Genomic DNA, 24,800 nt, shown 5'->3' on the forward strand with positions numbered 1-24,800 from the left:
AACGAGCCCTTTTTTAAACCGTGTTCTAGAATACAGGTCACTAGAACTTTTTAAAATTAATTGCCGCAGACTTCGTCTAAGGACACGCGGTATTTTTCTGGTTTAAAGATACGACCCAATTTCCCTTTGATGCCGCCAGAACCTTGGCGTTCGATCGTACACTTTTCAATGTTTGCAAATTGATCTGAAATCATGATGCGGTGAAGACTGATACGAAGTGTGTGAAGATTCGTCGTCGCTTTCACTTTATTCAAAAGAGCTGTCGTCAAAGAATTACCTGCTTGAAGGACATGCAAGATGTCCGTGATACCCAATTGGTAACGCTTGTATTCTGCATCGTACACTTCACGCAAATTCGCTTCCGCCAAAGAAGCCGCTTGATACTGACGGTGAGCCTCTTGCAAAGCTCCTAAAGTCGACTCAATCAAAGCCGCTTGGTCATAGCGCAACTCTTTTTTACGAAGACGAAGTTGCTCAACATTCAAGTTTGAAAGTTCAAGACTTGGGAAGTAACCAAAGCCCATGTTCACAGAGCCCGTTGAAGTCACAGAGCTGAACGCCCCCCCTGAAGCCGGACGGTTCATCCCTAAAGAGCTTCCCGTCAAGAAGCTGAATGCCTTGCTCCACTTGTTGTATTGAGCCGCAGTGATCATCGCATTCATTTGCACAGTCTCTGGCGAGCTTTCGTGGATTTTCTCTAGTAGAGCGGTCGGAGTCATGCTTTCAGCTGCTGAGGAAGGAACAGTTGCTCCCTCAAAAACGATTTCTTGAGTCAGCTCAAGACCTAGCATTTGACGTACGGACGCTTTTTCTCTTTTGATCAACTCATCCACTTGCGACACTTGCACCAAAGCATTCTTCGCTTGAGCTTGCGCTTGCAAGTATTCTTCTTTACGGATGATGCCCACTTCGGCAGGCAAGCGCAGAGCTTCCGCGATCTCTTCGTAGTTTTCGTATTGAGCTTGAAGAGCATTGCGAAGTTCGATGTCACCCAGAACCGTCAAGTAGATCGAGTAAGCCGAAGCATAACCGTTCAACTGCGCAAGATAGTAAGACGTCCCTTGAGCGCGAAGAAGGTAAGTATTTTCTTTTAAGTCCAACCAGCTGCTTGGCATAAGGAAAGGTAAAAGCATGCTTACGGACGTCAGCATGAAGCTAGGTCCGCTGGAAATGACGGCACCTAAATTCACAGAAGGCAGAAGGTTGCCACGAGCAATCGAAACTTGTGTCTTTGCCTGTTGCACTTCGTTCAACGCAATCGCGATGTCGATATTACGAGACAAGAAAAGTTGGCGTAAAGTTGTAGGATTGATCTTCACCGGCCCTTGTTGTTTTTTAGGAGCCGCAAAAGCAGATGTCGTCACTAAGAAGAATGTCAGAATCAGAGTAAGAAATTTCATTAAAGGATCCCTCCCTCATTTATGTGACCCACAGAGTTATTAGCCACCGAGCTGGTTGTCAAACACGTCTTTATTCGGGTCCCAAATTACCATGGGGTCCCAAATCGGCCTCGTGTATTCGTTCCATCGTGAGATACAGGAATGAGAAAACTTTAATGCATGGGGAGCTATGTTAAAATTGTAAAAAACTTAGATAAAAAAGCATCGATTTCGCGGGAGTTGTACGTTGGAAGACCAGAAGTCGTTTCAGTATGCCTTTAACCAAAGAAACAACATGCTTGTTGTCTCTTTAACAGGAGAAATAACAAGCCAAGTCGTCCCGGCTTTGGAAGCCTGTCGCCAAGAACTTTTGGGTAAGAAGGATTTCAGTCGTGTGGTGATTTATTTTCAGGATGTCGACGCGATCAGCCTCGATGCGGTTCCGGTATTAGCGCAAATGCAAAGAGAAATTCGCGCCAAACCTGCCGATCTGCGACTGGCTTCTTTGCGCGAAAGTCTCAAAGAAAAATTGATTCGTATGGGGGTCGTCCGCGGACTCGAAGTCGCAGACGATTTGAAGACGGCGTTGCTTTCGTTTTAATTATTTGCAGAACGCCAAGTTTTTAACTGCTTTTTGTACTTTCTTGTATTTTTGAGATCGCGCCTGAGGGCGCAATACATCCCAATAAGATTTGCGAGAGAAAAGCGCGTCTTGCGAAGCCATTTGTTTATCTAACATGGAAAGACCACAGCGGAATGTTGTTGCTGGAGAATCGGCGTCGCCACGGCGGCAACCTTCTGCGTAAACCTGTTCACGACCCTTGTGAAGTTGTAAAAGACCTTTCAAAGTTCCATTCGGACCGCGCGCCGTAACGGATTTCGTGCATGAGCTTTCAAGATGCACCATCGTATTGATGATCATTACCCACACCATCTCTTTTCCATTATCATTCAACGAGTTGAACGCCGGGCAAGCCGCGAGTAAGTCGGGAGTGGCGTGATAAAGGTTTTCATAGCGCTCTTTACGCATTTCTTCGGCGATGGTTCGACCCCAGGATCCTAAACCGTCTGAATCGATGAAATTGTCACATTGATCCGCAAAGGTCATGAGCTCTGTCACGTCGATCATGTCTTCGACTTTTTCTTGAGCGGTGATGGTGTTACGAATGTCGCGCAGTTGCGCTTGGGCGCTTTTCTGACTTGTAGAGCAGGAAGTGCAGGTTCCGGCTTGGAATTGCGATGTGCTTGAGTGTTTCGTCGCTTCAGCTTTTGCCGCAAGCATCATGAAAACAAAAGAAAAAATAAATGTCGCAGTTTTCATAGGCATCTCCATATCTACAGCTAAAGCAAACATGGTGCCTAAATCTCAAAATAAAATGGGAAGGCATACACGCCTTCCCATTGTCGAACTCACTAACAGTTGGTTGCCGAAAAAAGCGACCGTCTCAGAGTGAGACTAGTCTTGATACTTCTTTTTTCCGGGGCGGAAACGCTTGATGCCCGGGTGATCACGGCGTTCGCCACGGTCACCACCACGATCACTGCGCTCGCTGCGTTCAGCGCGCTCAGAACGCTCTGTACGCTTCGTCGCATGACGTGGACCAGAAGCTTCTGCACGAGGACGGTAGCCAGTCACGGGATTGATTTCCGCACGTTCTTGGCGTTCTGCGCGAGGAGCAAAGCTACGCTCTGTGCGTTCGCCACGTTCTGCACGGTCACCACCGCGATCACTGCGTTCGTTACGATCACCACGATCGCTGCGCTCAAAGCGACGGCCACCGCCACCGCTGCTGTAGCCACCACGACGGTAACCACCACCACCACTGCGGCCACCGCTATCGCTGCGACCACGAGTGAAACGATTGTCGTTAGGATCACGAGGCAATAATTCGCGAGGAATGCGATCGCCCATGTAATCGAGCATCTGGTCTTTCTTCACGAACACTTTCGGGAAGTAAGCCACGATGAAGCGAGCCAAAAGCTCTTCTTTTGAGAAGTTTTGCAAGTTGATGTCTTCGCTTTGGATCAAGTCTTGGATCAAGTCATTAGCAAGTTGAAGCTCGGCGCCTTCCGCAGGCATTGTGCTGACGCGATCTAAAACGTCTTTGATTTTTAAGCCCGCAACTTCATCGGCAGAAGGAACAACGCCCTTAGTAAGAACCGCTTTCGTCGTGTTCATCACGCGGCGAAGAAGATTCAATTGCTCAGGGTTCACTAAAGTGATCGCCGTTCCTTTTTGTCCGTTACGGCCGGTACGACCGATACGGTGAACATAAGATTCCGCATCCCAAGGTAAAGAGTGATTGATTACGTGAGTTAGATCTTTGATATCCAAACCACGAGCCGCTACGTCAGTAGCCACGATCACTTTTACTTGGCGTTGCTTGAACTTTTTCAAAGTCGCTTCACGCTCTTGTTGGGATTTATCACCGTGCAAAGAATCTGCAGGGAATCCACGTTGAGTCAAAATATCTGCTAGCTCTGCCACTTCCATTTTCGTTTGGCAGAAGATGATGCCGTAGAATTCAGGCAATGTTTGCAGCAAGCGGCCAATGACTTCCGTTTTCGCAGAGTCTTTCACCGTGTAGTAAACTTGCTCGATAGTGTCAGCAGTGCCCGTGGATTTATTGATTTGAACCGTTTCTGGGCTTTCCAAATACGTTTCAGCAATACGACGAACATCGCCGCTCATAGTGGCAGAGAACAACCAAGTACGGCAGGCCGCACGGTGAGAGCTTTCGCCCTCAGAGTGTGTGGCTTTCAAGATGAACTCAAGGTCATCTTTGAAACCCATGTTCAACATTTCATCGGCCTCATCAAGCACGACCGTTTTTACGTTTTGAAGTTTGATAATTTTTTGCTCTAGGAAATCCACAAGACGGCCGGGTGTTGCCACCACGATGTGCGCGCCTCTTTTAATTCCTTCGATTTGAGTGCGGTAGCTAGAACCACCGTAAATCGTCACAACACGAAGGCCTTTTTTCTTACCTAGCAAAGTCAATTGCTCGGCGACTTGAAGAGCCAACTCACGTGTGGGGCTCATCACTAAAGCTTGAGTGTCTTTTGTGGAAGCATCGATAGACTCTACAAGAGGGATACCGAATGCGGCTGTTTTTCCTGTGCCTGTTGATGCAAGACCGATGAAGTCTTGAGCTCCTGCTAGGAGGATAGGCAAAGCTTGGCGTTGGATTGGGGTCGGTGTCGTAAAGCCCATGTCCAGCATAGCGGCCATCACCGGCGCGCTCAGACCAAAGCTTTCGAAACTATCGACAGTTGTCAATGGAGTCATTAAAGGGAACCTTTCAGAATAAGTGGCCCCGAAGATAAACGATCTTGAGGTCAAAAGCTCCCTATTTCTTGGCTTTTTACATGAAATGTACTATTTGCACAAAGCGAGTGATTTTACGATAGACTGAATTGCGCTGATCTTCTGATAACTTCCGCCTCTCTTGATCACCGCCCAATACACTCCTGAGCTTAGGACGATGGCCCCCTTATTTTTTACCTGCTTGGCCATAATTCCGACACCACAATCCAGATTCAGATAGGGGTCCAAGATGGTTTTCTTAGGGTCCGTGGCCGAGAGGTACTTATCCTTCGACCAATCAAATTCACACCAGGGGGACCACTGGATGTCCTGGTAAGAGAGCTGCAGAAGCCCCTCGGAATACACCGGTTTTCCCGTGACGGGATCAGTTCCCATCGTGGTTTCCTGCATGCGCGAAGTAGGACTGTAAGCGCTCTCATATTTCGTGATAGCGACAAAGATCTGCGCCCACACGTTGGCGCGCTCATCGTTGTCGAGCTTGTAGTAGGTCGGGCAGAAGTCCTCGATATCATCGGCTCCCGCAAGCAGGGTGTTCCAGTCCGTGCCGATGATTTTTTGTAAGTGCTGGGACCACAGTGTGCGTTGCGGGTAGCTCGTGCTTTCCCAGGCGAGGGCCTGCATTTTGTAAGAGGGGACTTCAGGTTCAGCCGGTGTCGTTGGGGTTGTTGGTTCTTCAGTGTCTGGCGTTTCGGGAGCTGGCTCTGCGACCCCTGAACTTTGGTTTGAATCTCCTAAGTGAGTTACGGGAAATTGCCCTGATTGTGAACATCCGATCGACAGGACCAGAGTTGAAAACAGTGTCGTCGCGAGTATATGGTGTCTGAAGCTTTTGTAGATCGTGGTTGCCATCTTAGAAGCCCTCCGCAGGGTTTAAAAAGCAACACGAAGACCATGTGAGGGCGCTCTACATTTCGCGAAGTGCTTGAAATTCTTGAAGCTTCCTTGCGCGATTTTTCCCCGAAGTTTATTTTTTTGTGTACACTCTTGAAAGTGCACACAAACTAAGCAAAATATTTAAAAATTTTTAGCGCACTTTCGCCATTTTCGAGATATAAATCCGCGCGGACGTGCAGGATGTGCAGCGAGCTCTGCTCGCAAGCTGGACTCGCTCCAACGCGAACTAGATAGGAAAAAAGAATGATTCACTTATCAAACATTTCTAAGCAACACGGTAACAAGATCCTTTATCGCAACGGCTCTTTCCAAATCAACGCCGGCGAAAAAATTGGATTGGTGGGACCGAATGGGGCGGGTAAGACCACCATCTTCCGTATCATCACGGGTGAAGAGGGTGTGGATGGTGGAACGATTTCTAAATCCGATCGCACTGTTATTGGCTATTTCTCACAAAACATCGAAGAGATGAAAGGTCGCTCCGCTTTAGAAGAAGTGAAATCCGCCGTTGGCAACATCGGAGATATGCAAGCGCGCATGCAAGAGTGCGAGACGAAACTAGCGGACCCGGAACTGGATGCAGACGAGATGACAAAAATTCTTGAGGAGTACGGTGAGCTTCAAGCGGAGTTTGAACGCTTGGGTGGTTACGATCTTGAGTCTCGGGCAGCAGAAATTTTAACTGGTTTGGGCATTGGCCCTGATGACTACCACCGTCCGACGGACAGCTTTTCAGGCGGTTGGAAGATGCGTATCGCTTTGGCGAAAATCCTGGCTTTGAATCCTGAAGTTCTTTTGATGGACGAGCCGACGAATCACTTGGATGTTGAATCTATTATCTGGCTTGAAGAGTGGTTGAGCAATTTCCCGGGCGCGATTTTGATGACAAGCCATGATCGCGATTTCATGAATCGCCTGGTCACTAAAATTGTTGAGATCGCGAATAAAACAATCACCGTCTATGGCGGTAACTACGATTTCTACGAAAAAGAACGCGAGATCCGTTTGCAACAATTGATCGCTGCGGCGAAACGCCAAGAAGACATGTTGGCAAAAGAAGAAGAGTTCATTGCTCGCTTCGCCGCTCGTGCATCTCACGCCGCTCAAGTACAGTCGCGTGTGAAGAAGTTAGAAAAAATTGATCGCATTGAAATTCCACCTGAAGAAGCAGAAATCAAATTTGAATGGCCGGTACCTCCTCGCGGTGGTGATGAGGTCGTGAAGTTTGAAGGGCTTTCTAAAATCTGGAAGCGGGATGATGGTAAAGAGAAATTAGTCTTCTCTGGCGCGAATGCTTTAGTGAAGCGTATGGACCGCATTGCGGTTGTCGGCGTGAACGGGGCGGGTAAGTCGACGCTTCTAAAAATTATCGCAGGCCATGCAGAGCCTACAAATGGCGCCGTCAATATCGGAGCTTCCATCAATGTCGGTTATTTCAGTCAGAACTCTTTGGATGTTCTAGATCCGAAGTCGACGATCTTAGATGAAGTTCATGCGCGTATGCCAAACGCAGGATTAGGTTTTGTTAGAAGTCTGTTGGGCGCGTTCAAATTTTCGGGTGAAGAGGCTGAAAAGAAAATCTCCATTCTTTCAGGTGGTGAAAAGTCACGCGTTGTTCTGGCGACAATCTTAGCTCAGCCCGTGAATCTTTTGATTCTGGATGAGCCGACGAATCACTTGGACATCAAGTCTCGTGAGGTTTTATTGGAAGCAATCAAGAACTTTCCGGGTACTGTGATGATCGTAAGCCATGATCGCCACTTCTTAAGAGAAATCACGACACGCGTTTTTGAAGTGGATAAAAACCAAATCCGTATCTACGAAGGTAATTACGAATATTACACTCGCAAAAAACAACAAGAGGCCCTGGCATAATGAAGGGCCGCATCCTGGATCTTCGCACATTTAAAATTCCACTGGGAAAGTTAGCTCCCTTGGAAACTTTTAAAACGCGACAGGGTGCCTCACTTTCCTATCGTATGTATCCTGCCTGGTGCGAGGACTTGATTGTTCTGTATCACGGTGTTGGAAGCGACAGTCGCTATATGTGCGTACTGGCTTCGGCTTTAGCGCAATCCGGTGTTGCGAATGTCGTGACTCCGGATTTTCGTGGGCATGGTGCGAGTCTGGGCATTTCCGATATTATTCCTGAAAATCAACTTGAGATCGATCTTGAAGAGTTGATCATTCACATGAAAATGCAACGGGCAATTTCGCGAATCACCTTGGCGGGTCATTCCCTCGGTGGCGGTTTTACGTTGCGAGTAGCGACTTCGGAGTTGCGTAAGCAGTTTGCTAAATTTGTAGCGTTGGCGCCACGTCTACCAGCTCATTTGCAGGCTTTCTATCCCAGTTACGGTGGTTGGATCACTCCGAATGAGGATGGAAGTTTTGTCGTCAATATGCCCGAAGCCATGCGCAGCGGTCAGGAAAAGATCACGTATTCAAAAGAATTTCTTAAAGCGGCATCGCCAGCTGATGACTTAATGGAAAAGCTAGTGAAGCTTTCTCCGCCGTTGAAGGTTTTTACCGGCGCAGATGATGAAGTCGATATTCCCGAAAGACATTTGGAGCTCTTTACTAAAGCAAATATTCCAGTTGAGATCCTCCCAGGCCTGAATCATCTTACTATCGTCTCAAAGCCAGACAGCTATCTATCGCGGTTTTAATTTTTCTTATTTTAGAGTTCCAAGATGAGGCGGGAAAATTAAAACTGTTTTTCTCTGCTTCCAGAATCAGGAACTCCCATCAAGCTTCACGAAAGTCCTGCCGAAGAGTTCTACAGAATAACCAAATTATTGAACGTAGGTGGTGGTTATGAATTCAGAGGTAGGGGCCTTTGCCCTGCGCCAGGTCTTAGCGTCGACCGCTGTGGTCGGCCCGATCTTGATTCTGATCGGGCTGTGTTATTATCTCTTTAAACAGGATAAAAGAAGCGTATTGCTTTATCTGTGCGCCGGAGTGGTTTGCACGGTGGTGGGCGCGATCTGCTTGTATTCGGAGTTCAGAGCCGAATCTGGTGCCGCTCCTGAGGTGCAGCGAGCGGCAAAATAGCAACCTACTGGGTTTTAATTTCCGTCCAGGCATCTTCAAAGAGTTTATTCTTCTCTCCGAGATCTTGGATGCGTTCCAGATTTTTCAAAGTAGCCGCTTTCGGGAAGAGGGCTTCGTTGTTTTGCAACTCTTTTGGAAGATCCGATTGAGTTTTGCTCAGAACGGGTCCTCCCAAAATCGTTTTTACCTTATTGATTTCTGCTTCATGACTTAAAAGAAAATCGATCAGCTTATGGGCTGCTTCAATGTGTTTTGCACCCTTGGCGATCACTAAATTGTCGATAGCCACGGTCGCACCTTCTGCCGGAATGATGTATTCAATTTTTCCTGGCGCGCGGGCAGCGGCTTGCAAAGCATCTGATGAGTACGCTTGGGCTGCCGCCACTTCTTTATTCCCTAAAATGTCTATCGTGTCGGACGAGAACATCTTTACGTTCTTCTTTGCCTCAAGCAAAGTGGCCTTGGCTTTGGCAATTTGTGAGGGATCAGTGGTGTTCACGCTGAAGCCATGAAGCTTAAGAGCGGCCCCCATGGTTTCGCGAACATCGTCCAACAACGCCATTTTACCTTTCAGCTGATTGTTCGTAAGAAGATCCTTCCAGCTATTCATCGGTCCTTTGTAAAGCTCACGGTTGACCGCAATGCCCACCGTCGTCCAAATGTAGGGTACGGAGAATTCGTTCTTAGGATCGAAATCCTGTTTTAAGAATTGTTCGGCGATAAGCGCTTTGTTGGGAAGAAGTTCCGCTTTTAAGGGCTCAAGCAGGTTCATCTTACGCATGATATCGACCATGTAGTCGGAGGGAACGGCCACATCAATCCCTGATGAACCCATTTGCATCTTTGCTAAAAGCTCCTCATTTGAGGAATAGTTGGAAATGTTGATCTTGATACCGGTTTGTTGTTCAAACTGCGCCTGCATTTCCGGAGAAAGATAGTTGCCCCAAATTGAGAGGTTCACCACTTTGCTTGAAGTGTCTTGAGCCTCTTTTTTCGTACAACCCGCCAGCAAAGCGAAAAGAACAGAGATCGCGATCAATATTCTCGACATTTTTTTAAATCCTTCTTATTGTTAAAACAATGTTAGAGCTTCTGAATATCGGTAAAAGTTTTTCCAGTCAAACGGCGTTAAAGGGAATCAACCTTTCCATCGCAGAAGGAGAGTTTTTCTCTTTGTTGGGGCCGAGTGGTTGTGGAAAAACGACTCTCTTACGAATCATCGCCGGACTTGAGAAAGCCACGTCCGGGCACATTCTTTTGGATGGCCAGCGCGTTGATACACTTCCGGCTCAGAAACGCCCCTTCAACATGGTTTTTCAACGACATGCTTTATTTCCGCATCTTTCCGTGAGTGAAAACATCGCTTTCGGACTGAAGCTGAAAGGGCTGAGTAAAGACCTTATCGAAAGCAAAGTCGCCGAAGTTCTAGCTCTGGTTGATATGACGTCGTTTCGGGATCGGAAGCCCGAAACTCTTTCCGGCGGGCAAAGTCAGCGCGTGGCGGTGGCGCGGGCTCTGGTGAACGAACCGCGAGTCTTGTTGCTGGATGAACCTCTGTCAGCGTTAGATCTAAAAATGCGCGAGCACATGCAAAAAGAACTTCGAGCCTTGCAAAGAAAGCTGGGATTGACCTTTATCTGCGTCACCCACGATCAGGAAGAGGCGCTGGCCCTTTCGGATCGCATCGGCATTATGAACCACGGGGTTTTAGAGCAAGTCAGTTCGCCACGTGAAATCTATGAAAATCCAGAAAGCATTTTTGCTTCTCACTTTATTGAGTCTACTAGCTGCCTCAAAGGGGAGCTCATCGAAGTCAGCCAGGACTTGGCGACGATTCGTTTGGGTGATGGCAGTCTTATTAAAAGCAAAATCGGTGTGCCACCGGATCAACTGCGCGTCGGCATGAACCTAGACGCCTACGTGCGAAAGGCCATGGTGTTTGGAGAACGAAGCAAATGAGGCTTCGCGATTTTTTTCTTCTTCCGGCACTTTTGTGGTTCCTTACTTTTATTCTAGCTCCTCTGATGATTGTCGCTGTTGTCAGTTTTGCCACTCGCGGGACTTACGGGGGCATTGAGTGGACTTGGACGCTTCAGAACTATGCGCGCATTTTCAACGGTCCTTACTTGGGAATCTTTTTTGAAAGTGTGGTGCTGGCGTCGCTGACGACCTTACTGTGTCTGGTCTTAGGAATGCTTGTCGCTTGGGCCATGGCGACGTCACCGGCTCCTCTTCGTTCGCTTTATGTGATGGCGATGGCTCTGCCTTTCTTAACCAATCTGGTGATTCGTATTTATGCGATTCGCTTGTTTGTAGGGGTGGAAGGACCTTTGCAAAGTGCGCTGATTTTTTTCGGCGTTCCGTTTGATCCTTATGCTTTGACCCAGAATAAATTTTTAGTCCTTTACGGCATGGTGACCACTTATCTGCCTTTTATGGTTCTGCCTCTTTATGGCGCTTTTGAAAAATTGGATTTCACTTTGGTGGAGGCTTCTGAAGACTTAGGAGCGGGGCCGTGGCGCACGCTTTTTCAGGTGATTCTTCCGAACTTAAAGAAAGCTTTGTGGAGCGGGTCCCTTCTGGTGTTTATTCCTTCGCTCGGAGAGTATGTCATTCCTGATCTTTTAGGTGGGGCAAAGAACATGCTCTTCGGAAATCTTATCACCGAGCAGTTTTTAAAATCCCGGGATTGGCCTTTTGGTTCAGCTCTTTCTGTGCTGCTGATGATTCTTTTGCTTGGAGTCGTTTTCGTTGTTCAAAGAAAAGGAAGGGCGCGTGAGTAAAGAAGGAGCTCGCCCTGCGGCGCCGGTCTTGGCAAAAGTAGTTTTGGGACTCGTGCTGGCGGCGCTTTATATTCCGATTGTGGTGATGCTGTTCAGTGCTTTTTTAGATAAAACAGCAGACGAAGTTCATTTCACTGTCCGCTGGTTTAGAGAGGTGCTTCAGGATGCCGCTTTGATGCAGGCTTTGATGAACAGTCTTCTGATAGGTGTCGCTTCAAGTTGTGTGGCGACCGTTCTGGGAACTTTAGGCGCTTTGGGATTACGTCGTAATCAAAAATCCTGGCGTCACAGTGTGGAAGCTCTTTCGGTGGTTTCCCTGATCTTTCCAGAGATCGTATTTGCGCTGTCATTGCTTTCTTGGTTTTTCGTTTTGCAGTTGGAGCTGGGCAGAACCACGGTGATTTTAGCTCACGTGAGTTTTTCAATTTCCTATGTGATGATGACGGTGAATGCGCGTTTAGTTAATTTGGAGGCGTCTTTAGAAGATGCTGCCCGCGACTTAGGGGCGAGTTCCTGGCAAATCCAACGGCGTGTCCTATTGCCGCTTTTAAAGCCTGCAATCTTGGGTGGTTTTATTTTAAGCTTCTTGCTTTCGTTTGATGATTTTCTTATCACTTATTTTGTGAACGGTGTCGGGCAAGACACTTTGCCGGTGAAGCTTTATACGGCCATGAAAATGGGCGTCTCGCCCAAGCTCAATGCTTTATCCAGCATTATGTTTTTAATGACTTTGTCAGTGCTGATTTTCTTCTTCCGTTCTGCTTCTTTCCGTGTTCTCTTTGAAGAAAGCCGGGGGAAGAATGGATCAAACTCAGAAGAAAAAAATCTTTAGCTGGGCGCTTTATGACTGGGCCAACAGTGCTTATTCCACGACGGTCATGGCCGGTTTTTTTCCGATCTTTTTTAAGTCTTACTGGAGTCATGGCACCGACGCCGTCGTTACAACCGCACGTTTAGGCACGGCCATCTCAGTTTCAAGTTTGGCGATTGCTTTATTGAGCCCCACATTGGGCGTGATCGCCGATCTGAAAGGCTTTAAGAAACTGTTCTGTATGATCTTTACGGTTGTCGGGGTGCTTTCCTGTGCTGCGATGGGCTTTATTCCCATGGGCGATTGGTTAGCTGCGATAATCGCTTATGGCGTGGCGATGGCAGCATTCAACGCAGCCAGCGTCTTCTATGATTCGCTTCTTCCCTATGTCGCCCAAGGGCGCACGATGGATTATGCTTCTTCGTTAGGTTATGCGATGGGATACCTAGGGGGAGGAGTTCTCTTCCTCGTCAACGTGCTCATGTATCTTTTTCCAGCCACGTTCGGAATCCCTGACGGTGTGACAGCCGTGAAAATCTCTTTTGTGATGGTGGCAGTGTGGTGGCTTGTTTTCTCGTTGCCATTAGCTAAGAATGTCCCTGAGCCGCATGTGCAGATTTCTCCGCACAATATATGGCGTCTGACTCAGGAAAGTATAAAAACTCTACGTCGAACCTTTAAAGCACTCTTGCACGAAAAAAATCTTCTTATTTTCATGATTGCTTACTGGCTTTATATCGACGGTGTTTACACGGTGATGACCATGGCCGTGGATTATGGAATTTCAATCGGATTTGAAGCTAAAGACCTGATTGCCGCTTTGTTGATCACACAGTTTATTGGATTTCCATGTGCGTATTTCTTTGGGACTTTCACGAAGCGCTGGGGAACGAAAGCTCCGATTCTGGCGTGTATTGTGATTTACGCCTTTACGGTGATCGCTGCGACTTGGATGTCCCAAGCATGGCATTTCTATTTGCTTGCGACGGTGATTGGAATGGTTCAAGGGGGTGTGCAATCGCTCAGCCGTTCGATGTTTGGTCGAATGATCAAACCTGAAGAAAGTGGAGAATACTTTGGCCTCTTCAATCTCGTGGGCCGTTTTGCCTCCATCCTGGGGCCATTAGTGGTGGCTGTCGGCGTGACCGTGACGGGGAATTCTCGTATGGGCATGATGGGGCTTTTGGTGCTATTCGTTCTTGGTGGAGGCCTTCTCGCATTAGTGCGGGAACCAGCTCGCGAAAGTGCCTAAAAGAGTGAATCTTTTTTAAGCCGAAGAGCCAAAGTTAGCATGCTTCCAAGAAGTGATAGACTTTGGCCTTTGAAAGCCCGATAAACCTCCGATATGACTTACAATCCTCGCGATCACTATTTCAAAAAAGCCAAGCAAGAAAACTTCGCGGCACGTTCCGTATTTAAACTGGAAGAGATCGACAAGAAATACAAAATCTTTAAGCCCGGCCAAACCGTTTTGGATTTAGGTGCGTCGCCGGGCTCTTGGTCTCAATACGCTTCCAAGATGGTCGGCGAAAAAGGCAAAGTCTTGGGCGTGGATTTAAGCCCGGTCACGGTGAAACTTAAAAACGCCGTTTTTATTCAAGCTGACCTTCGCGATTTGAACCTGGAGGATATTTTTAAAGAGCATGGCTTCGAACCTCCGTTCGATTTAGTGATGTCGGATATGGCTCCCAAAACAACCGGCATTCGCATGACAGATCAGGCCCGCTCGATGGAGCTTTGCGAACTTGCGTTGGATGTGGCTCGACGTTTTCTTAAAAAAGACGGCCATTTTATTTGCAAACTCTTTCACAGTGATGACTTCACCAAACTTCGTGACGAAATAAAAAAATCTTTCGTGAAGTGTGAAGCGGTGAAACCGGACTCTACGCGAAAGATTTCTAAAGAGATCTTTCTTGTCGGTATCAGTAAAAAATGATTCACATTATTTTTGAGAACGAAAATTTCGTTGTCTGTGACAAAGAAAGCGGAGTGCTCACGACTCCCAGCCGCTTTGAAGAAGACGATGAACGTCTTTGCCTTGGAACGGCCCTGCAAAAAAAGTTAGACAAACAGATTTTTCCTATACACCGATTGGATTTTGAAGTTTCAGGTCTTGTTATGTACGCGAAAAATCCAGAGGCTCATCGCAAAGCCAACGCATGGTTTGAGCAAAAACAAGTGCAGAAAACATATCGTGCGCTTACAAGTAAGCAAGGGTTTGAACATATTCCTGCAAATGTTCCGAACAGCCGTGAGTGCTTTCAAATCCGACCGGGGCAGAGGTTTGAATGGAAATCACGTATACTTCGTGGCAAGCGTCGAGCTTTTGAGAGCCCTCAAGGGAAGCCAAGTTTGACAATCGCCATTTTTCTAGACGAGACCGCAAATGCCCACCTGGCTTGGGATTTAAGCCCGGTTACGGGGCGTTCCCATCAGCTTCGTTTTGATTTAAGTCGTCACGGATTCCCCATATTAGGGGATTCACTCTACGGTTCGACGGTTTTTTTTGGCGAAAATAAAATTGCACTTCGCTCATATAAAATCGATTTTTCGAGTGCAAAAGGCGCATCAATGCTCGGACTTCCTAGGGTCATCGAAGTGTCATCGTTGTGAGTTTTCGCGGACTTTGCAAAACGTCATATATGTGCACTCATATAAAATAAGTTTGATTATTAAATATGAGTCTCGTTAAATGAACTCATGAACAATGCACCGCTGTCGTCGTATCATTCTGAAGTTGCTGAAGTCATGGATTGTATACGCTTTATTTTTAAAGCTTTAAGGGTCGCTTCTAGCCAATCAGAAAAAGATCTTGGACTAAGTGCTGCCCAAATTTTTGTTCTAAAAAAACTCCAAGCTGAACCTGGTCTTTCCATCAATGATCTTGCGTCTCGCACTACCACTCATCAAAGTTCTGTTTCTGTCGTAGTAAAAAAATTAGAAGAACAAGGTTTCGTGTCTCGTACAACCTCCAAAGAGGATTCTCGTCGTGTGGTGGTGTCATTGACTCCTGCGGGAGAGCAGAAACTGCGTGAGGTGCCTCGCACAGTTCAAGAAGAGATGATTGAATGTCTTCACAAAATGGGTCCTGAGAAAACAAAGCAACTAGCCTCTTTGATGAAGGAATTTGTCAAAGCTGCTGGTTTTGTCGAGGGCGGCTACACTCCCATGATTGGTGAAAAGTAAGAACACACTTCCTGCTTATATCTCTCTTTTAATTTGTTCTAAGTAAGTTTTGATGAAGGCGATGCGATGTTCGCCTTCTTTTTTGGCGGTCGGTGTATTCAAGTGATCGACTAATTTAAAAAGCTTTTGGAAGAAGTGATCAATGCCGTAGCTTTTGTCATCCAAACTGCGGGATTCAGCCCAGGGATCTTCTTCTGCATAAAAGGGTCTGCTCATCATCGTCGAGGTGGCAAAGCATCTAGCAATGCCAATGGCCCCTAAGCTGTCCAGTCTGTCTGCATCCTGAACAATCTGCGCTTCTAATGTTGTCGCCTTGATATTTGCGCTATAGCTGTGGGCTTCAATGGCATGGCGAATGGCTTCATAATACTTCTCTGGATATCCGACGGACTTCAAGTACTCGATGGCTGCTTCAGCGGAAAGCTGTGAAGCATAGGGGCGGCGAGGATCGCCCTTAGGGACATTGATATAGTCATGAAAGAAAGCCGCTGGTAAAACCACGTTCCAGTCCGCTTTTTCATGAAGGCATAAGTTCTTCGCGGTGTTCACCACGCGCATGATATGAAGGTAATCGTGAGCAGGATCCGTGGGAGGATACAAGACTCGCGCCTTATTGCTAAAGAGCTGAAACCATTTTTTTTCGTCGTGAACGGTGGGGGTGTGGTTTTCCATGACTCCCATCTTAAACCGCTCACTCTGCTTCTGGCAAATTGATCAAAGTCTCTTTGTGATGAGCGGGTTCCCAGAGTTCAATCCTATTCCCTTCAGGGTCATAGACCCAGGCAAAAAGCCCATGCTCGGTTTCTTCTATGCGATCATCAATGCGCACGCCGTTTTCTGCCATGGAGGTCAGAAGAGCGGCCAGATTGTCGACCTGGAAATTAAAGAGGTTGCGGGTGTTGGAAGGAGAGAAATAGCTGGTGTCGTAAGGAAAAAAGCTGACCGGCTCGGAGTTCGCTAAAAGACGCTCACTCGGAATGACGAAGGCTCCGTCAGAGTCCTGCATCAGGCCTAGGTTTTGTTGATACCAAGAATAAAGGTTTTGGGGGACGCCATTGATTCTCATGGGCCCATTTTGCTTTGGTCTCCTAGGAAATCAAGAAATCCCCGGAACTGTGCAAGGAATCAGTGATTGGCCGGCTGACGCAGAACCTTGCACCAATCGGGATGTTTTTTCGTTCCACCGTCATAAGTGTAGGCCAGGTTGTTCTTTAGCAGAATCTCTTTCAGGGAACGACCATCTACTATGACATCCGCCAGAATGCGAAAGTACTTATCGCGCTGGACATTGTGCAGTTCAACGGTCTTGGCATTTCTTAAAGTACTAGCCACCAAATTGCGGGCAATCTTACCTGCCTCTTTTTCGCAGCCATTTTTTGTTTTTACCTCGGGCGTATCGATTCCCGAAACGCGAACTGAAATGTTTTTACCGATCAATGCCGGCACGTTTGGAATATTCACCGTCAAGGTATCACCATCGTAGTTCTTTAAAACCTTCACACAGCGAAAGGTGGTGTCATCATGTTGGCACACTTGAGCCTGGAGGGTGAAGGGAAGGGACGTGATGGCAAAACAGAAGATAAGTCGAAGGTGAAATCTCATGATTTAAGCTTATCTTCTGTTTTGTTGCTCGTCAAACTAAGGGGTGCTGTGCAAAGACGCCAAGCTTGATATACGGGATTGAGTTCGAATTTTCTTAGTCAGCATGCGGTCCTTCGTCGCACTTTGCTCCAGATACCTTTTTATATCTTCGGGGCGCAGAGATTTCTCTGAGCGTGCCAGTAAAGAAGCCACCAGGCCGCTCACCCACGCTGTTGCTTGTGAAGTCCCCGTCATAAATCCATAGCGGCCGCCGGGGAGGGATGAAAAAACGTTCTTACCTGGCGCCGCTATGTCGACAGACTTGGAACCATAGTTACTGCTCGCTAAAAGACGCTTACGAGAATCGACGGCGGCAACAGAAATAATGTTGCTTAATCGGTAGCCCGCTGGATAGTAGCCGACGCGGTCGGTGTCGCGCCCTTCATTGCCGGCCGCCGCTACAAAAACGATTCCCTGTTTTTGAGCGTCACGAATAGCAGCTTCTTCCAGCGGGCTTCTTGAGTCGCCACCACCTGAATAGTTAATAATGTCCGCTTTCATTTTCGTTGCATACCGAATGGCTTTCACCGTCGCTAGCAAGTTGTCATCCCCTGACTGAAGCGGGTCGTAGTATTTCAGAATCATGAATTTCACTTTTTGAGTTTTCGCTTTTTGCAGGATAATTCCCGCGACGTGGGTGCCGTGCCCGTGATTGTCTGAGATATCACTATTGTTTGAAACAAAGTTCCATCCATGGAGGTCATCGGCATATCCATTGCCATCATCATCTAAAGTATTTTTCTGATCGTTCGGATTCACCCACAAGTGATCCCGAATAAGGGGATGATTTATGTCGACCCCAGTATCAATGATCGCTACGACAATGTCGCGATCCTTAGGTGCAGTCGTGTCTGCTTGCGCTTGAACAGCGAGGTTTGCAAAAAGAAGAAGCACTAAAAGTTTCTTTGGAAGTGTTGTCGTCATCATGACTGACGTACAAAGCAAAGTGAAAGCCAACTCTGCGTGCGTTGATTTCGATTTCGTTTTGAAATTCGCTGCGAGTGTTTAGATTTTTCAGAACACCCCGAAATTTACGGCGTGTGATCAGAAAATTCCAGTCACCAGAATTCTCTGGGCAACTGTCTAAAGTTTGGACAGGGATTCTTGAGTCTTTTTAAGAAGCTAGGCGGGGAGGGAAAAAGAAAAGGATCCTTGCGGATCCTTTTTAGTCTCAGTTAGATTCCTTATTATGCGACCCGTTTCATTCCGGGGGCTTTTGCTAACGAGTATTTGTTGCGGCCTGTTTGCTTGGATTCGTACAGGGCTTCATCGGCACGCTTGTACCAGCTATCCGCCGATTCTCCCGCGGTGATTTCTGCAATCCCCATAGAGATGGTGAAACGAATCTCAAGTTTATCTTGCACAAAGACTTCTTTGCGGATGCGGTTCATGGCCTCTTCTGCCATCTTGATCGCGGCTTCCGTATTACAACCCGGAAGAATCACGGCGAACTCTTCACCGCCTAGACGGGCGATAAAATCTTCTTCGCGAGAAAAGCTTTCTTGCAGCAGGCGAACGCATTCTTTTAGCACGAAATCGCCAATATCGTGTCCGTAGGCATCGTTGATCTTTTTAAAGAAGTCGATGTCCAAAAGAATCAGTGTCATCGGGTCTTTGTCGATGTCATGCAATTGCAGATAGCGGCGTACTTGCTCATCGTAACTGCGACGGTTGTGAGCTCCCGTCATGTGATCCCGGCGCATGGTCTGATTGGCTTCCATCAATTGCTTTTTGACCGTGGTTAGATTCTTTTTAATGGATTCCATGCGTTTAGAGCGGCGTTCGTTCGTTGAATTCTGATGCTTCAAATAGAAGTTAATGAATTCTCTGGAGCGCGCGCGCAGCTCTTCAATAGAGTTTGATTCAACGGCTTCACGCAAGCCCTCAAGGCTTTGATTGATATCTGCTTGCGAAGCATCTTCGACTTGGGCTTCTTCGCTTAAGTGATCCGCGAAATCCCAGATGATGCGTTTAAAATCGTCAAACGTGTTTTGCACGTAAGTGTATTCATCAATGCGGTAGCTAGAGATAAACTGACGAAGGCGGAACAGAGTTTTTTCTGTTGCTTCTGTATCGGCTTGTACTAGCTCTTTAGCGAACGTATCCAATTTCGCGCGCACCTTGCGCACCGAATGATTTTGAATTTCAAAGAGGTGCTTGTTGTAAACATCAAGGATGTAGAGCAACGTTGCGCGATCCTCGGTCAAAGAGGGACCTGCAGAGGCCGCTCCTTTTTCGTGGGATGAAGTGCCCCAGTCCATATCAAACTGCTCAACAAGTTTTTTCATCCATTGTTTCAAACGTAGCCTCCTGGCGACTAAACAACCACCTTTCTCATCGGAATTATAGGGTCTTGATTGAAGGTCCCCCGCCGATTTTTAATCGAGAGTCCTGTTTCAGACTGAGACAATCAACACAATTGCCACTCCTCAAGAGTGATTTTCAGAACGCATTGTTGTTTTTATGCACAACTTCCTGACACTGCCTGCGACGCCTTCTGAATGGGACTATCATCGAAGTCATCAAGGAGATTTGTCATGGCTGTAAGTGCAAAAGTCAGCGGACCAGATTTCTCTAAGGGAGTTTCTGAAGAAATACTTAAAGACAATGAAAGCCTGCTTGGTCATATCGGTGATGAACCGGTTCTTTTAGTTCGTCACGAAGGCGATTATTTCGCGGTGGGTGCAAAGTGCTCTCACTATGGAGGCCCCTTAGAGGCCGGCATCGTGACAGGTGATAAAGTCATGTGTCCGTGGCATCACTCTTGTTTTGATTTAAGAACGGGGGAAGCTTTAAAAGCGCCGGCTTTAAGTCCCATTCCAGCTTGGCATGTTGAAGTCCGCGATAACAAAGTTTACGTCACCGATAAGAAAAGCCCTGTGATAACTCCACGTAAAGGCACAGAAACTCAACAGTATGTCATTGTCGGCGCCGGGGCTGCGGGGACTGCGGCTGCTGTGATGTTAAGAAGAAAAGGTTTCTTGGGAAGCATCACGCTGATCGGTGAAGACAAAGAACTTCCGTATGACCGTCCTAATCTTTCAAAAGATTTTTTGGCGGGGAATGCCCCTGAAGAATGGATTCCTCTTTTTACCGAAGATTTTTACAAACAAAATCGCATTCGTCTTGAATTGGGTGTCAAAGTTGAAAAAATTGATACGCATAGAAACTCTGTATTTATCTCGAATGGAAAATCTTTGAAATATGATCGCTGTTTACTCGCGACCGGAGGGACTCCTCGAAAGCCGCGCATTCCTGGAATTGATAAAGGGCATGTGTATTTGCTGCGAACATTGAAAGACAGTCGGCGCATTATCGCGCGCACGTCGTGGGCCTCTAGGGTCGTTATCATCGGGGCGGGTTTTATTGGGCTCGAAGTCGCGGCCTCTTTGCGCTTACGAGGGATGGAAGTTCATGTTGTGGCTCCAGAGGAAATGCCACTGATGAATGTCGTGGGCGTTCACGTCGGAAGTTATCTTAAAAAATTGCATGAACAGCATGGAGTGAAATTTCATCTAGGACACGGAATTAAGGAAATTCGCGATCGCAGCGTGGTGTTAGATAACAAGCAAAGCATTGATGCTGACTTCGTTGTAGTAGGAGCCGGAATACAACCAAACACGGAACTAGCCGAACAAGCGGGCTGCTTTACAGACAACGGAATTTTAGTAAATGAATATCTAGAAACCAGTATGCCCGGCATATTTGCTGCCGGAGATATCGCCCGTTGGCCCGATCCTCGCAGTCAAAGGCCGATTCGAGTCGAACACTGGGAGGTCGCTGAGCGCCAAGGGCAAGTGGCAGCGCTAAATATGATGGGTGATAAAGTGCGCTTCCAAGATGTGCCGTTCTTCTGGACAACACATTATGGACTGACCTTGTGTTACATTGGACATTCGGATCGTTTTGATCGCATGGATGTTTTGGGCGACATGGAGCAAGTGGATTTTGCCGTCGCCTATTACGAAGATCGAAGAATTGCGGCCTTGCTTACGGTGGGGCGTGATCAGGAAAATCTGAAAGTGGAAGAAGCGCTTTCGCATTTAGATGATGAAAAGGTACACGAAATCTTGGCTGAGTACGAACATCGTTTTGAACGGATTCAATCTTCGCCCGGGTTTATGGAGCCCTCACCCTGATGCGAGACTTCACGGGTGACTTTGTTAATCCACGTATTCGGGAAAAAACTTGAATAGGTCAGTTCTTTATTACAGACATCTGTCGCGGCGACCAGGGGTTGCCAATCTTCAGTATTTTCGTAACGAACGGGCACGTAAAGATCGACTTGAACAATAGAGACATCCTTCTTCGTCCAGCTGCAAATATTTTGCGCCAAACGCCAATACACCATCGCATCACACTTCGTGCGGGTGATAAGCCAAGGCGGTTGAAGTGGCATTTCTTCTTTTTCCTTATTCTTTTTCCATAATGTCAGATAAGGCTGACACTGAGTCCGACCGTCATACATGATCATAGCGTACATGCGTCCTTCGCCGGTGAGGGCAGCATCACCGGGAATTAAGTACTGCGGAATCTGCAAAAGAATAAAGAATGTGGTTAAAAGTTTAGCTTCTGCTGAAGAGAAAACTCTTTGGAATGTTTCTTTAAAACCCAGGGCCGGGGCCGTGGATCGAACAACTAACAAAATCCCCAACAATGTCAGCATCACCGTCGGATAAAAGAAGCGAGTGAGATGCCAAGAATAAAGATGGAATAAAACCAACTGAGCAAAAATAAAATAGAACCAGCGATTCTTTTTACTGAATAAGAAGAAAATGAAAGCAAGTTCAAGGACTAAGACATACCATACGCCGATTTTATTGATGATCGGAGGCAGCAGTCGCTCGTTGATGGCTTCCGCGTTGAGCCATGTTGGATTCAGTTTTAAAAGTCCCGCTGTAAAATAAATAACGAAAAAACTAAATGTCAGGGCGTACGGTCGACCGGGAATAAGTAAAAAACAGACCGTTATAAGAGTCGGAAGATAATGGTAGTTTCCGGTCAGGCGATAGTCTTGAAGAATGATCAGGCACTTAATCGCAACCAGCACCCAAAGAGCGATAATGCCCCAACGAAAATTCTTGCGCAGCCAGAAGTACATCGCCACTAAAGCTGTAAGACCGTAGATGGCTAAAATAATTCCTAAGACGACGGAAGACGGTTTAAAGTCAGCACACGCCGAAAAAAGCGGCCAGCACACCGAGGGGTTCGAGGGAGAAAGAACCCATTGCACGGGCCTTTCTGTGAGCCAGAAAAATAAAGTGAGCAGATGTTCGAAGCTTAAAATCACTCCGACAAAAAGCAACTGAGGATAGGTTTTTAATTCTTGAAGTAACGACCTCATAGCTGCTCTTTCATACCCAATGCCAAGGCCGTTTCATGAGAGAAGGGGAGCCGCGTATTTTTATCGAACAAAGCGCCGTCCAGTTGAGCCCCATAAAGCAAGGCTTGAGAAAGATCTGTGCCGAGAAGTTTACTTCCGCGCAAATCTGCAAAACTTAAGTGAGCTTTAGAAAGATTTCGATTCGAAAGATTGGCTTCACGCAAGCTGACAAAAGGAGCATACAGACGCTCTTGCAAAATAACTTCCGAAGCAGGGAAGAGGGGTTGCACCCCGGGATTTAAAATAGGAAAAGCAGGAGTGAATACCTGCTCTTCTGATGGAAAATAAAGTCTATTTACTTTGGGAGGAGGGAACATGCGCTGACCTAAATAGGTCAGCTGCAAAAGTCCCACGAAGGTGATTAATCCTGAGTAGTAAAAAGCCAGGCGTTTCATTAGAAACCGTCGCCATCTCCGTCGCAGGAGCTTGGAACTGAGAATGTTCCCACCGTCACTGTACTACCGTTCACACATTGAGAAATTGTCGCGCTACTACAGCTGCTGGATCCGACCCAGGCTCTTCCGTGCAGATTTCCACCACAGGAAGCATAACCCGCATTTACCGCTACGTTATTGACGGCTGTAATGCGTCCGTAAGAATCGACATAGAATTGCGGAACGTAAGAACCGTTACCATACCAACCTGCACCGACACCTGTATTATTGAGTCCGATGGAAACACCACCAGAGGAGCCGCCGCCCCACATGCCTGGGCCTACGCTTACGCTCGTGATAGTACCACCAGAGTTATTATCTGCTTGCGGAACCCATTGTCCGCCGTCCCACTTCAGCACTTGGCCTACGCCCGGATTGACGTTAGCAACCCAACGACCTTGTACACGCTGAACTGTCGTACCGCTCTGACCACCGACGACGTCACCGGCTAAAGCGCCATAGAACCCAGCAGCGTTACCAGGAATATTTCCAGTTACTTTTGAGCCCGAGACAGAAGCTATTTTTGCGTCAGTGACATTTCCGTCAGCGATCTTCGCTGTCGTCACGTTGGCATCGGCAATTTTTGCCGTCGTCACGTTGCCATCAGCGATCTTCGCCGTAGTTACAGCGGAGTTTGCAATTTTAGCTGTCGTTACATTGCTATCAGCAATTTTTGCCGTCGTTACATTTTGATCAGCAATTTTATCTGTGGTGACATTTCCATCTGCAATTTTAGCGGTGGTCACGTTCTGATCAGCGATTTTCGCCGTCGTAATATTACTATCCGCAATCTTCGCTGTTGTCACCGCACTGTTTGCTAAATCGGCTGTCGCAATACTTCCATCCAAGATTTTTGCAGAGTTCACAGCACCATCAACGATTTTGATTGTACTGATAGCACCGTTTGCAATTTTATTAAATGTAATCGCACCGTCGGCGATTTTACCGTTCGTTACCGAGTTATTCATTAGTTTATCACTGGTAACGGCTTCGTCCGCCAGCTTATCGGTTGTCACGGCGTTATTTAAGATTTTTCCGCCAGAGATCGCATTATCAGCAATGTCTGCGGCTCCCACAGAACCGTCTTCGATATTGCTTGAGCCGACTCCCGTGTTTCCAGTCACCACATTTTGCCAAGTTCCTCCAATAGAAACTTGAACTGTCTGCGTGGCTTCATCGTAGCGCATAAGACCGTCACGCACGGGCGCTGTCGCTGTACCATCAGAAGATGGAATACCGATAGAGCCTGTTGTCGGAGAGCTTGCACTTGGATTTAAAAGCGCAAGAAGTCCGTCGAAGTTAGCAGGTAATAAAAGAGTCTCAACACGATTTTGCGTCACGTTGGCGGAAGCTTGAATAAAGTCAGCGGCTTTCTTTCCTTCTAACGCCACGGCATTTTCAGATTCCATAGCATAAGGAACCGAGCGCAAATCAAAGTCCGGAGACAGAGCAACGGTTTCAGAACCCACCGTAAATGTTACGCGCACTTTTCTAGAGTCACCGGCATTGGGTGCATAACTGGTCTGACCACCAGCGCAGCTTGCAAGACCGGCAATCGTTCCTGAGTTTTTAAGAATTTTATGAAGTGGCAAAGTATGGCCCGAAGGTACTACTGTCGCACCAGCCTCACCAGCTCCGATAGCAAAGTTGATAACACCTTTACTATTCGTCATGTTGACGACCCGGTTTTCTTCAAACAGCACGCAGGCTTCTGCGCCCGGTGAAAGAACCTTGATGTTGAAGTGGACGTTAGAGTCTTCTAATGGAAGACCATCCGGCTGAATTATGCGACCTTGAATTGTCAGGCCTTGAGGAACCTCTGACACAGACATCTGTGCCCAAGCGGGTACCGCTAGTAGAAGTGCCGAAGTTATTTCCAGAGTGCTTCTAATCGAGAGCATACCAAA

25 protein-coding genes are annotated in these 24,800 nt (G+C 47.2%); 12 read left to right on the forward strand and 13 right to left on the reverse strand.

What is annotated here, in order from left to right:
* Positions 1–56: 56 nt before the first annotated feature.
* Positions 57–1,400: a TolC family protein gene (locus tag AZI87_RS16810; protein WP_063209396.1), complete on the reverse strand. Its 1,344-nt coding sequence runs from the start codon at positions 1,398–1,400 to the stop codon at positions 57–59.
* A 226-nt stretch (positions 1,401–1,626) separates the two neighbouring features.
* On the opposite strand from AZI87_RS16810, the gene AZI87_RS16815 reads away from it, so the two are divergent.
* Positions 1,627–1,980 carry an STAS domain-containing protein gene (locus tag AZI87_RS16815; protein ID WP_253696954.1) on the forward strand — a complete coding sequence of 118 codons (354 nt, stop codon included), beginning with the start codon at positions 1,627–1,629 and terminating at the stop codon, positions 1,978–1,980.
* On the opposite strand, the gene AZI87_RS16820 is transcribed toward AZI87_RS16815, so the two are convergent.
* From AZI87_RS16820 to AZI87_RS16830, 3 genes are all read right to left on the reverse strand, one after another.
* Complete coding sequence (locus AZI87_RS16820) at positions 1,981–2,700, reverse strand: hypothetical protein (RefSeq protein ID WP_155722604.1); 720 nt, start codon at positions 2,698–2,700, stop codon at positions 1,981–1,983. It abuts the gene before it with no gap.
* A 135-nt stretch (positions 2,701–2,835) separates the two neighbouring features.
* Positions 2,836–4,668, reverse strand: a complete 1,833-nt coding sequence (locus tag AZI87_RS16825; protein ID WP_253696956.1) for a DEAD/DEAH box helicase — start codon at positions 4,666–4,668, stop codon at positions 2,836–2,838.
* 90 nt (positions 4,669–4,758) lie between these two features.
* The gene (locus tag AZI87_RS16830) at positions 4,759–5,556 is read right to left on the reverse strand and encodes a hypothetical protein (protein WP_063209402.1); all 798 of its coding nucleotides are present in this window, start codon (positions 5,554–5,556) and stop codon (positions 4,759–4,761) included.
* A gap of 288 nt (positions 5,557–5,844) precedes the next feature.
* On the opposite strand from AZI87_RS16830, the gene AZI87_RS16835 reads away from it, so the two are divergent.
* The 3 genes from AZI87_RS16835 to AZI87_RS16845 all read left to right on the forward strand — a co-directional run bounded on the left by AZI87_RS16835 (position 5,845) and on the right by AZI87_RS16845 (position 8,655).
* Positions 5,845–7,476 (forward strand): ABC-F family ATP-binding cassette domain-containing protein, encoded by a 1,632-nt coding sequence (locus AZI87_RS16835; protein WP_063209404.1) that lies wholly within the window; start codon positions 5,845–5,847, stop codon positions 7,474–7,476.
* Positions 7,476–8,270, forward strand: coding sequence for an alpha/beta hydrolase (locus AZI87_RS16840; RefSeq protein WP_063209406.1), 795 nt, complete (start codon positions 7,476–7,478; stop codon positions 8,268–8,270). The genes AZI87_RS16835 and AZI87_RS16840 overlap by 1 nt, the downstream gene beginning before the upstream one ends.
* 148 nt (positions 8,271–8,418) lie before the next feature.
* A complete protein-coding gene (locus AZI87_RS16845; protein WP_063209408.1) occupies positions 8,419–8,655 on the forward strand; it encodes a hypothetical protein in 237 nt (78 codons plus the stop codon).
* A gap of 4 nt (positions 8,656–8,659) precedes the next feature.
* On the opposite strand, the gene AZI87_RS16850 is transcribed toward AZI87_RS16845, so the two are convergent.
* Entirely contained in the window at positions 8,660–9,706 is a 1,047-nt protein-coding gene (locus AZI87_RS16850; RefSeq protein WP_081112263.1) for an ABC transporter substrate-binding protein, read from the reverse strand.
* 29 nt (positions 9,707–9,735) lie between these two features.
* Between AZI87_RS16850 and AZI87_RS16855 the strand changes: the two genes are divergently transcribed.
* The 7 genes from AZI87_RS16855 (at position 9,736) to AZI87_RS16885 (ending at position 15,435) form a co-directional block, all read left to right on the forward strand.
* A complete protein-coding gene (locus AZI87_RS16855) occupies positions 9,736–10,614 on the forward strand; it encodes an ABC transporter ATP-binding protein (protein ID WP_063209410.1) in 879 nt (292 codons plus the stop codon).
* Positions 10,611–11,438: an ABC transporter permease gene (locus AZI87_RS16860; RefSeq protein WP_063209412.1), complete on the forward strand. Its 828-nt coding sequence runs from the start codon at positions 10,611–10,613 to the stop codon at positions 11,436–11,438. Before AZI87_RS16855 ends, AZI87_RS16860 begins: the two co-directional genes overlap by 4 nt.
* Positions 11,431–12,270: an ABC transporter permease gene (locus AZI87_RS16865; RefSeq protein ID WP_063209414.1), complete on the forward strand. Its 840-nt coding sequence runs from the start codon at positions 11,431–11,433 to the stop codon at positions 12,268–12,270. The genes AZI87_RS16860 and AZI87_RS16865 overlap by 8 nt, the downstream gene beginning before the upstream one ends.
* The gene (locus AZI87_RS16870) at positions 12,239–13,501 is read left to right on the forward strand and encodes an MFS transporter (RefSeq protein ID WP_081112264.1); all 1,263 of its coding nucleotides are present in this window, start codon (positions 12,239–12,241) and stop codon (positions 13,499–13,501) included. Before AZI87_RS16865 ends, AZI87_RS16870 begins: the two co-directional genes overlap by 32 nt.
* Before the next feature lie 93 nt (positions 13,502–13,594).
* On the forward strand, positions 13,595–14,185 hold the full coding sequence (locus AZI87_RS16875; RefSeq protein ID WP_063209416.1) for an RlmE family RNA methyltransferase: 591 nt from the start codon (positions 13,595–13,597) through the stop codon (positions 14,183–14,185).
* Positions 14,182–14,862 (forward strand): RluA family pseudouridine synthase, encoded by a 681-nt coding sequence (locus AZI87_RS16880; RefSeq protein ID WP_063209418.1) that lies wholly within the window; start codon positions 14,182–14,184, stop codon positions 14,860–14,862. The genes AZI87_RS16875 and AZI87_RS16880 overlap by 4 nt, the downstream gene beginning before the upstream one ends.
* 87 nt (positions 14,863–14,949) lie before the next feature.
* Positions 14,950–15,435, forward strand: a complete 486-nt coding sequence (locus AZI87_RS16885; protein WP_253696958.1) for a MarR family winged helix-turn-helix transcriptional regulator — start codon at positions 14,950–14,952, stop codon at positions 15,433–15,435.
* Positions 15,436–15,450: 15 nt separating this feature from the next.
* On the opposite strand, the gene AZI87_RS16890 is transcribed toward AZI87_RS16885, so the two are convergent.
* From AZI87_RS16890 to AZI87_RS16910, 5 genes are all read right to left on the reverse strand, one after another.
* Complete coding sequence (locus AZI87_RS16890) at positions 15,451–16,107, reverse strand: HD domain-containing protein (protein WP_063209651.1); 657 nt, start codon at positions 16,105–16,107, stop codon at positions 15,451–15,453.
* A gap of 19 nt (positions 16,108–16,126) precedes the next feature.
* Positions 16,127–16,501, reverse strand: a complete 375-nt coding sequence (locus tag AZI87_RS16895) for a VOC family protein (protein ID WP_063209421.1) — start codon at positions 16,499–16,501, stop codon at positions 16,127–16,129.
* A gap of 59 nt (positions 16,502–16,560) precedes the next feature.
* Complete coding sequence (locus AZI87_RS16900) at positions 16,561–17,037, reverse strand: thermonuclease family protein (protein WP_155722605.1); 477 nt, start codon at positions 17,035–17,037, stop codon at positions 16,561–16,563.
* 36 nt (positions 17,038–17,073) lie between these two features.
* On the reverse strand, positions 17,074–18,003 hold the full coding sequence (locus AZI87_RS16905; protein ID WP_253696959.1) for a S8 family peptidase: 930 nt from the start codon (positions 18,001–18,003) through the stop codon (positions 17,074–17,076).
* A gap of 260 nt (positions 18,004–18,263) precedes the next feature.
* Positions 18,264–19,376 (reverse strand): GGDEF domain-containing protein, encoded by a 1,113-nt coding sequence (locus AZI87_RS16910; RefSeq protein WP_063209425.1) that lies wholly within the window; start codon positions 19,374–19,376, stop codon positions 18,264–18,266.
* 237 nt (positions 19,377–19,613) lie between these two features.
* Here AZI87_RS16910 and AZI87_RS16915 point away from each other — a divergent pair, with 237 nt between their 5' ends.
* On the forward strand, positions 19,614–21,215 hold the full coding sequence (locus AZI87_RS16915) for an FAD-dependent oxidoreductase (RefSeq protein ID WP_063209427.1): 1,602 nt from the start codon (positions 19,614–19,616) through the stop codon (positions 21,213–21,215).
* Here AZI87_RS16915 and AZI87_RS16920 read toward each other — a convergent pair.
* The 3 genes from AZI87_RS16920 to AZI87_RS16930 are packed head-to-tail and all read right to left on the reverse strand — an operon-like array spanning position 21,179 to position 24,794.
* Positions 21,179–22,420 carry a hypothetical protein gene (locus AZI87_RS16920; RefSeq protein ID WP_063209429.1) on the reverse strand — a complete coding sequence of 414 codons (1,242 nt, stop codon included), beginning with the start codon at positions 22,418–22,420 and terminating at the stop codon, positions 21,179–21,181. The genes AZI87_RS16915 and AZI87_RS16920 overlap by 37 nt on opposite strands.
* Entirely contained in the window at positions 22,417–22,854 is a 438-nt protein-coding gene (locus AZI87_RS16925) for a pentapeptide repeat-containing protein (protein ID WP_063209431.1), read from the reverse strand. Before AZI87_RS16925 ends, AZI87_RS16920 begins: the two co-directional genes overlap by 4 nt.
* Positions 22,854–24,794 (reverse strand): hypothetical protein, encoded by a 1,941-nt coding sequence (locus tag AZI87_RS16930; protein ID WP_063209433.1) that lies wholly within the window; start codon positions 24,792–24,794, stop codon positions 22,854–22,856. Before AZI87_RS16930 ends, AZI87_RS16925 begins: the two co-directional genes overlap by 1 nt.
* Positions 24,795–24,800 lie beyond the last annotated feature (6 nt).

This window comes from Bdellovibrio bacteriovorus (assembly GCF_001592745.1).
GTDB classification, from domain to species: domain Bacteria; phylum Bdellovibrionota; class Bdellovibrionia; order Bdellovibrionales; family Bdellovibrionaceae; genus Bdellovibrio; species Bdellovibrio bacteriovorus_B.

Bases quoted from the DNA above. Each gene is read 5' to 3' on its own strand.
- AZI87_RS16925 (WP_063209431.1), bottom strand. From the start codon at position 22,854: ATGAAACGCCTGGCTTTTTACTACTCAGGATTAATCACCTTCGTGGGA.
- AZI87_RS16875 (WP_063209416.1), top strand. From the start codon at position 13,595: ATGACTTACAATCCTCGCGATCACTATTTCAAAAAAGCCAAGCAAGAA.
- AZI87_RS16825 (WP_253696956.1), bottom strand. From the start codon at position 4,668: ATGACTCCATTGACAACTGTCGATAGTTTCGAAAGCTTTGGTCTGAGC.
- AZI87_RS16810 (WP_063209396.1), bottom strand. From the start codon at position 1,400: ATGAAATTTCTTACTCTGATTCTGACATTCTTCTTAGTGACGACATCT.
- AZI87_RS16915 (WP_063209427.1), top strand. From the start codon at position 19,614: ATGGCTGTAAGTGCAAAAGTCAGCGGACCAGATTTCTCTAAGGGAGTT.
- AZI87_RS16885 (WP_253696958.1), top strand. From the start codon at position 14,950: ATGAACAATGCACCGCTGTCGTCGTATCATTCTGAAGTTGCTGAAGTC.
- AZI87_RS16840 (WP_063209406.1), top strand. From the start codon at position 7,476: ATGAAGGGCCGCATCCTGGATCTTCGCACATTTAAAATTCCACTGGGA.
- AZI87_RS16900 (WP_155722605.1), bottom strand. From the start codon at position 17,037: ATGAGATTTCACCTTCGACTTATCTTCTGTTTTGCCATCACGTCCCTT.
- AZI87_RS16895 (WP_063209421.1), bottom strand. From the start codon at position 16,501: ATGAGAATCAATGGCGTCCCCCAAAACCTTTATTCTTGGTATCAACAA.
- AZI87_RS16835 (WP_063209404.1), top strand. From the start codon at position 5,845: ATGATTCACTTATCAAACATTTCTAAGCAACACGGTAACAAGATCCTT.
- AZI87_RS16855 (WP_063209410.1), top strand. From the start codon at position 9,736: ATGTTAGAGCTTCTGAATATCGGTAAAAGTTTTTCCAGTCAAACGGCG.
- AZI87_RS16905 (WP_253696959.1), bottom strand. From the start codon at position 18,003: ATGATGACGACAACACTTCCAAAGAAACTTTTAGTGCTTCTTCTTTTT.
- AZI87_RS16920 (WP_063209429.1), bottom strand. From the start codon at position 22,420: ATGAGGTCGTTACTTCAAGAATTAAAAACCTATCCTCAGTTGCTTTTT.
- AZI87_RS16930 (WP_063209433.1), bottom strand. From the start codon at position 24,794: ATGCTCTCGATTAGAAGCACTCTGGAAATAACTTCGGCACTTCTACTA.
- AZI87_RS16890 (WP_063209651.1), bottom strand. From the start codon at position 16,107: ATGGAAAACCACACCCCCACCGTTCACGACGAAAAAAAATGGTTTCAG.
- AZI87_RS16845 (WP_063209408.1), top strand. From the start codon at position 8,419: ATGAATTCAGAGGTAGGGGCCTTTGCCCTGCGCCAGGTCTTAGCGTCG.
- AZI87_RS16850 (WP_081112263.1), bottom strand. From the start codon at position 9,706: ATGTCGAGAATATTGATCGCGATCTCTGTTCTTTTCGCTTTGCTGGCG.
- AZI87_RS16880 (WP_063209418.1), top strand. From the start codon at position 14,182: ATGATTCACATTATTTTTGAGAACGAAAATTTCGTTGTCTGTGACAAA.
- AZI87_RS16860 (WP_063209412.1), top strand. From the start codon at position 10,611: ATGAGGCTTCGCGATTTTTTTCTTCTTCCGGCACTTTTGTGGTTCCTT.
- AZI87_RS16870 (WP_081112264.1), top strand. From the start codon at position 12,239: ATGGATCAAACTCAGAAGAAAAAAATCTTTAGCTGGGCGCTTTATGAC.
- AZI87_RS16830 (WP_063209402.1), bottom strand. From the start codon at position 5,556: ATGGCAACCACGATCTACAAAAGCTTCAGACACCATATACTCGCGACG.
- AZI87_RS16820 (WP_155722604.1), bottom strand. From the start codon at position 2,700: ATGAAAACTGCGACATTTATTTTTTCTTTTGTTTTCATGATGCTTGCG.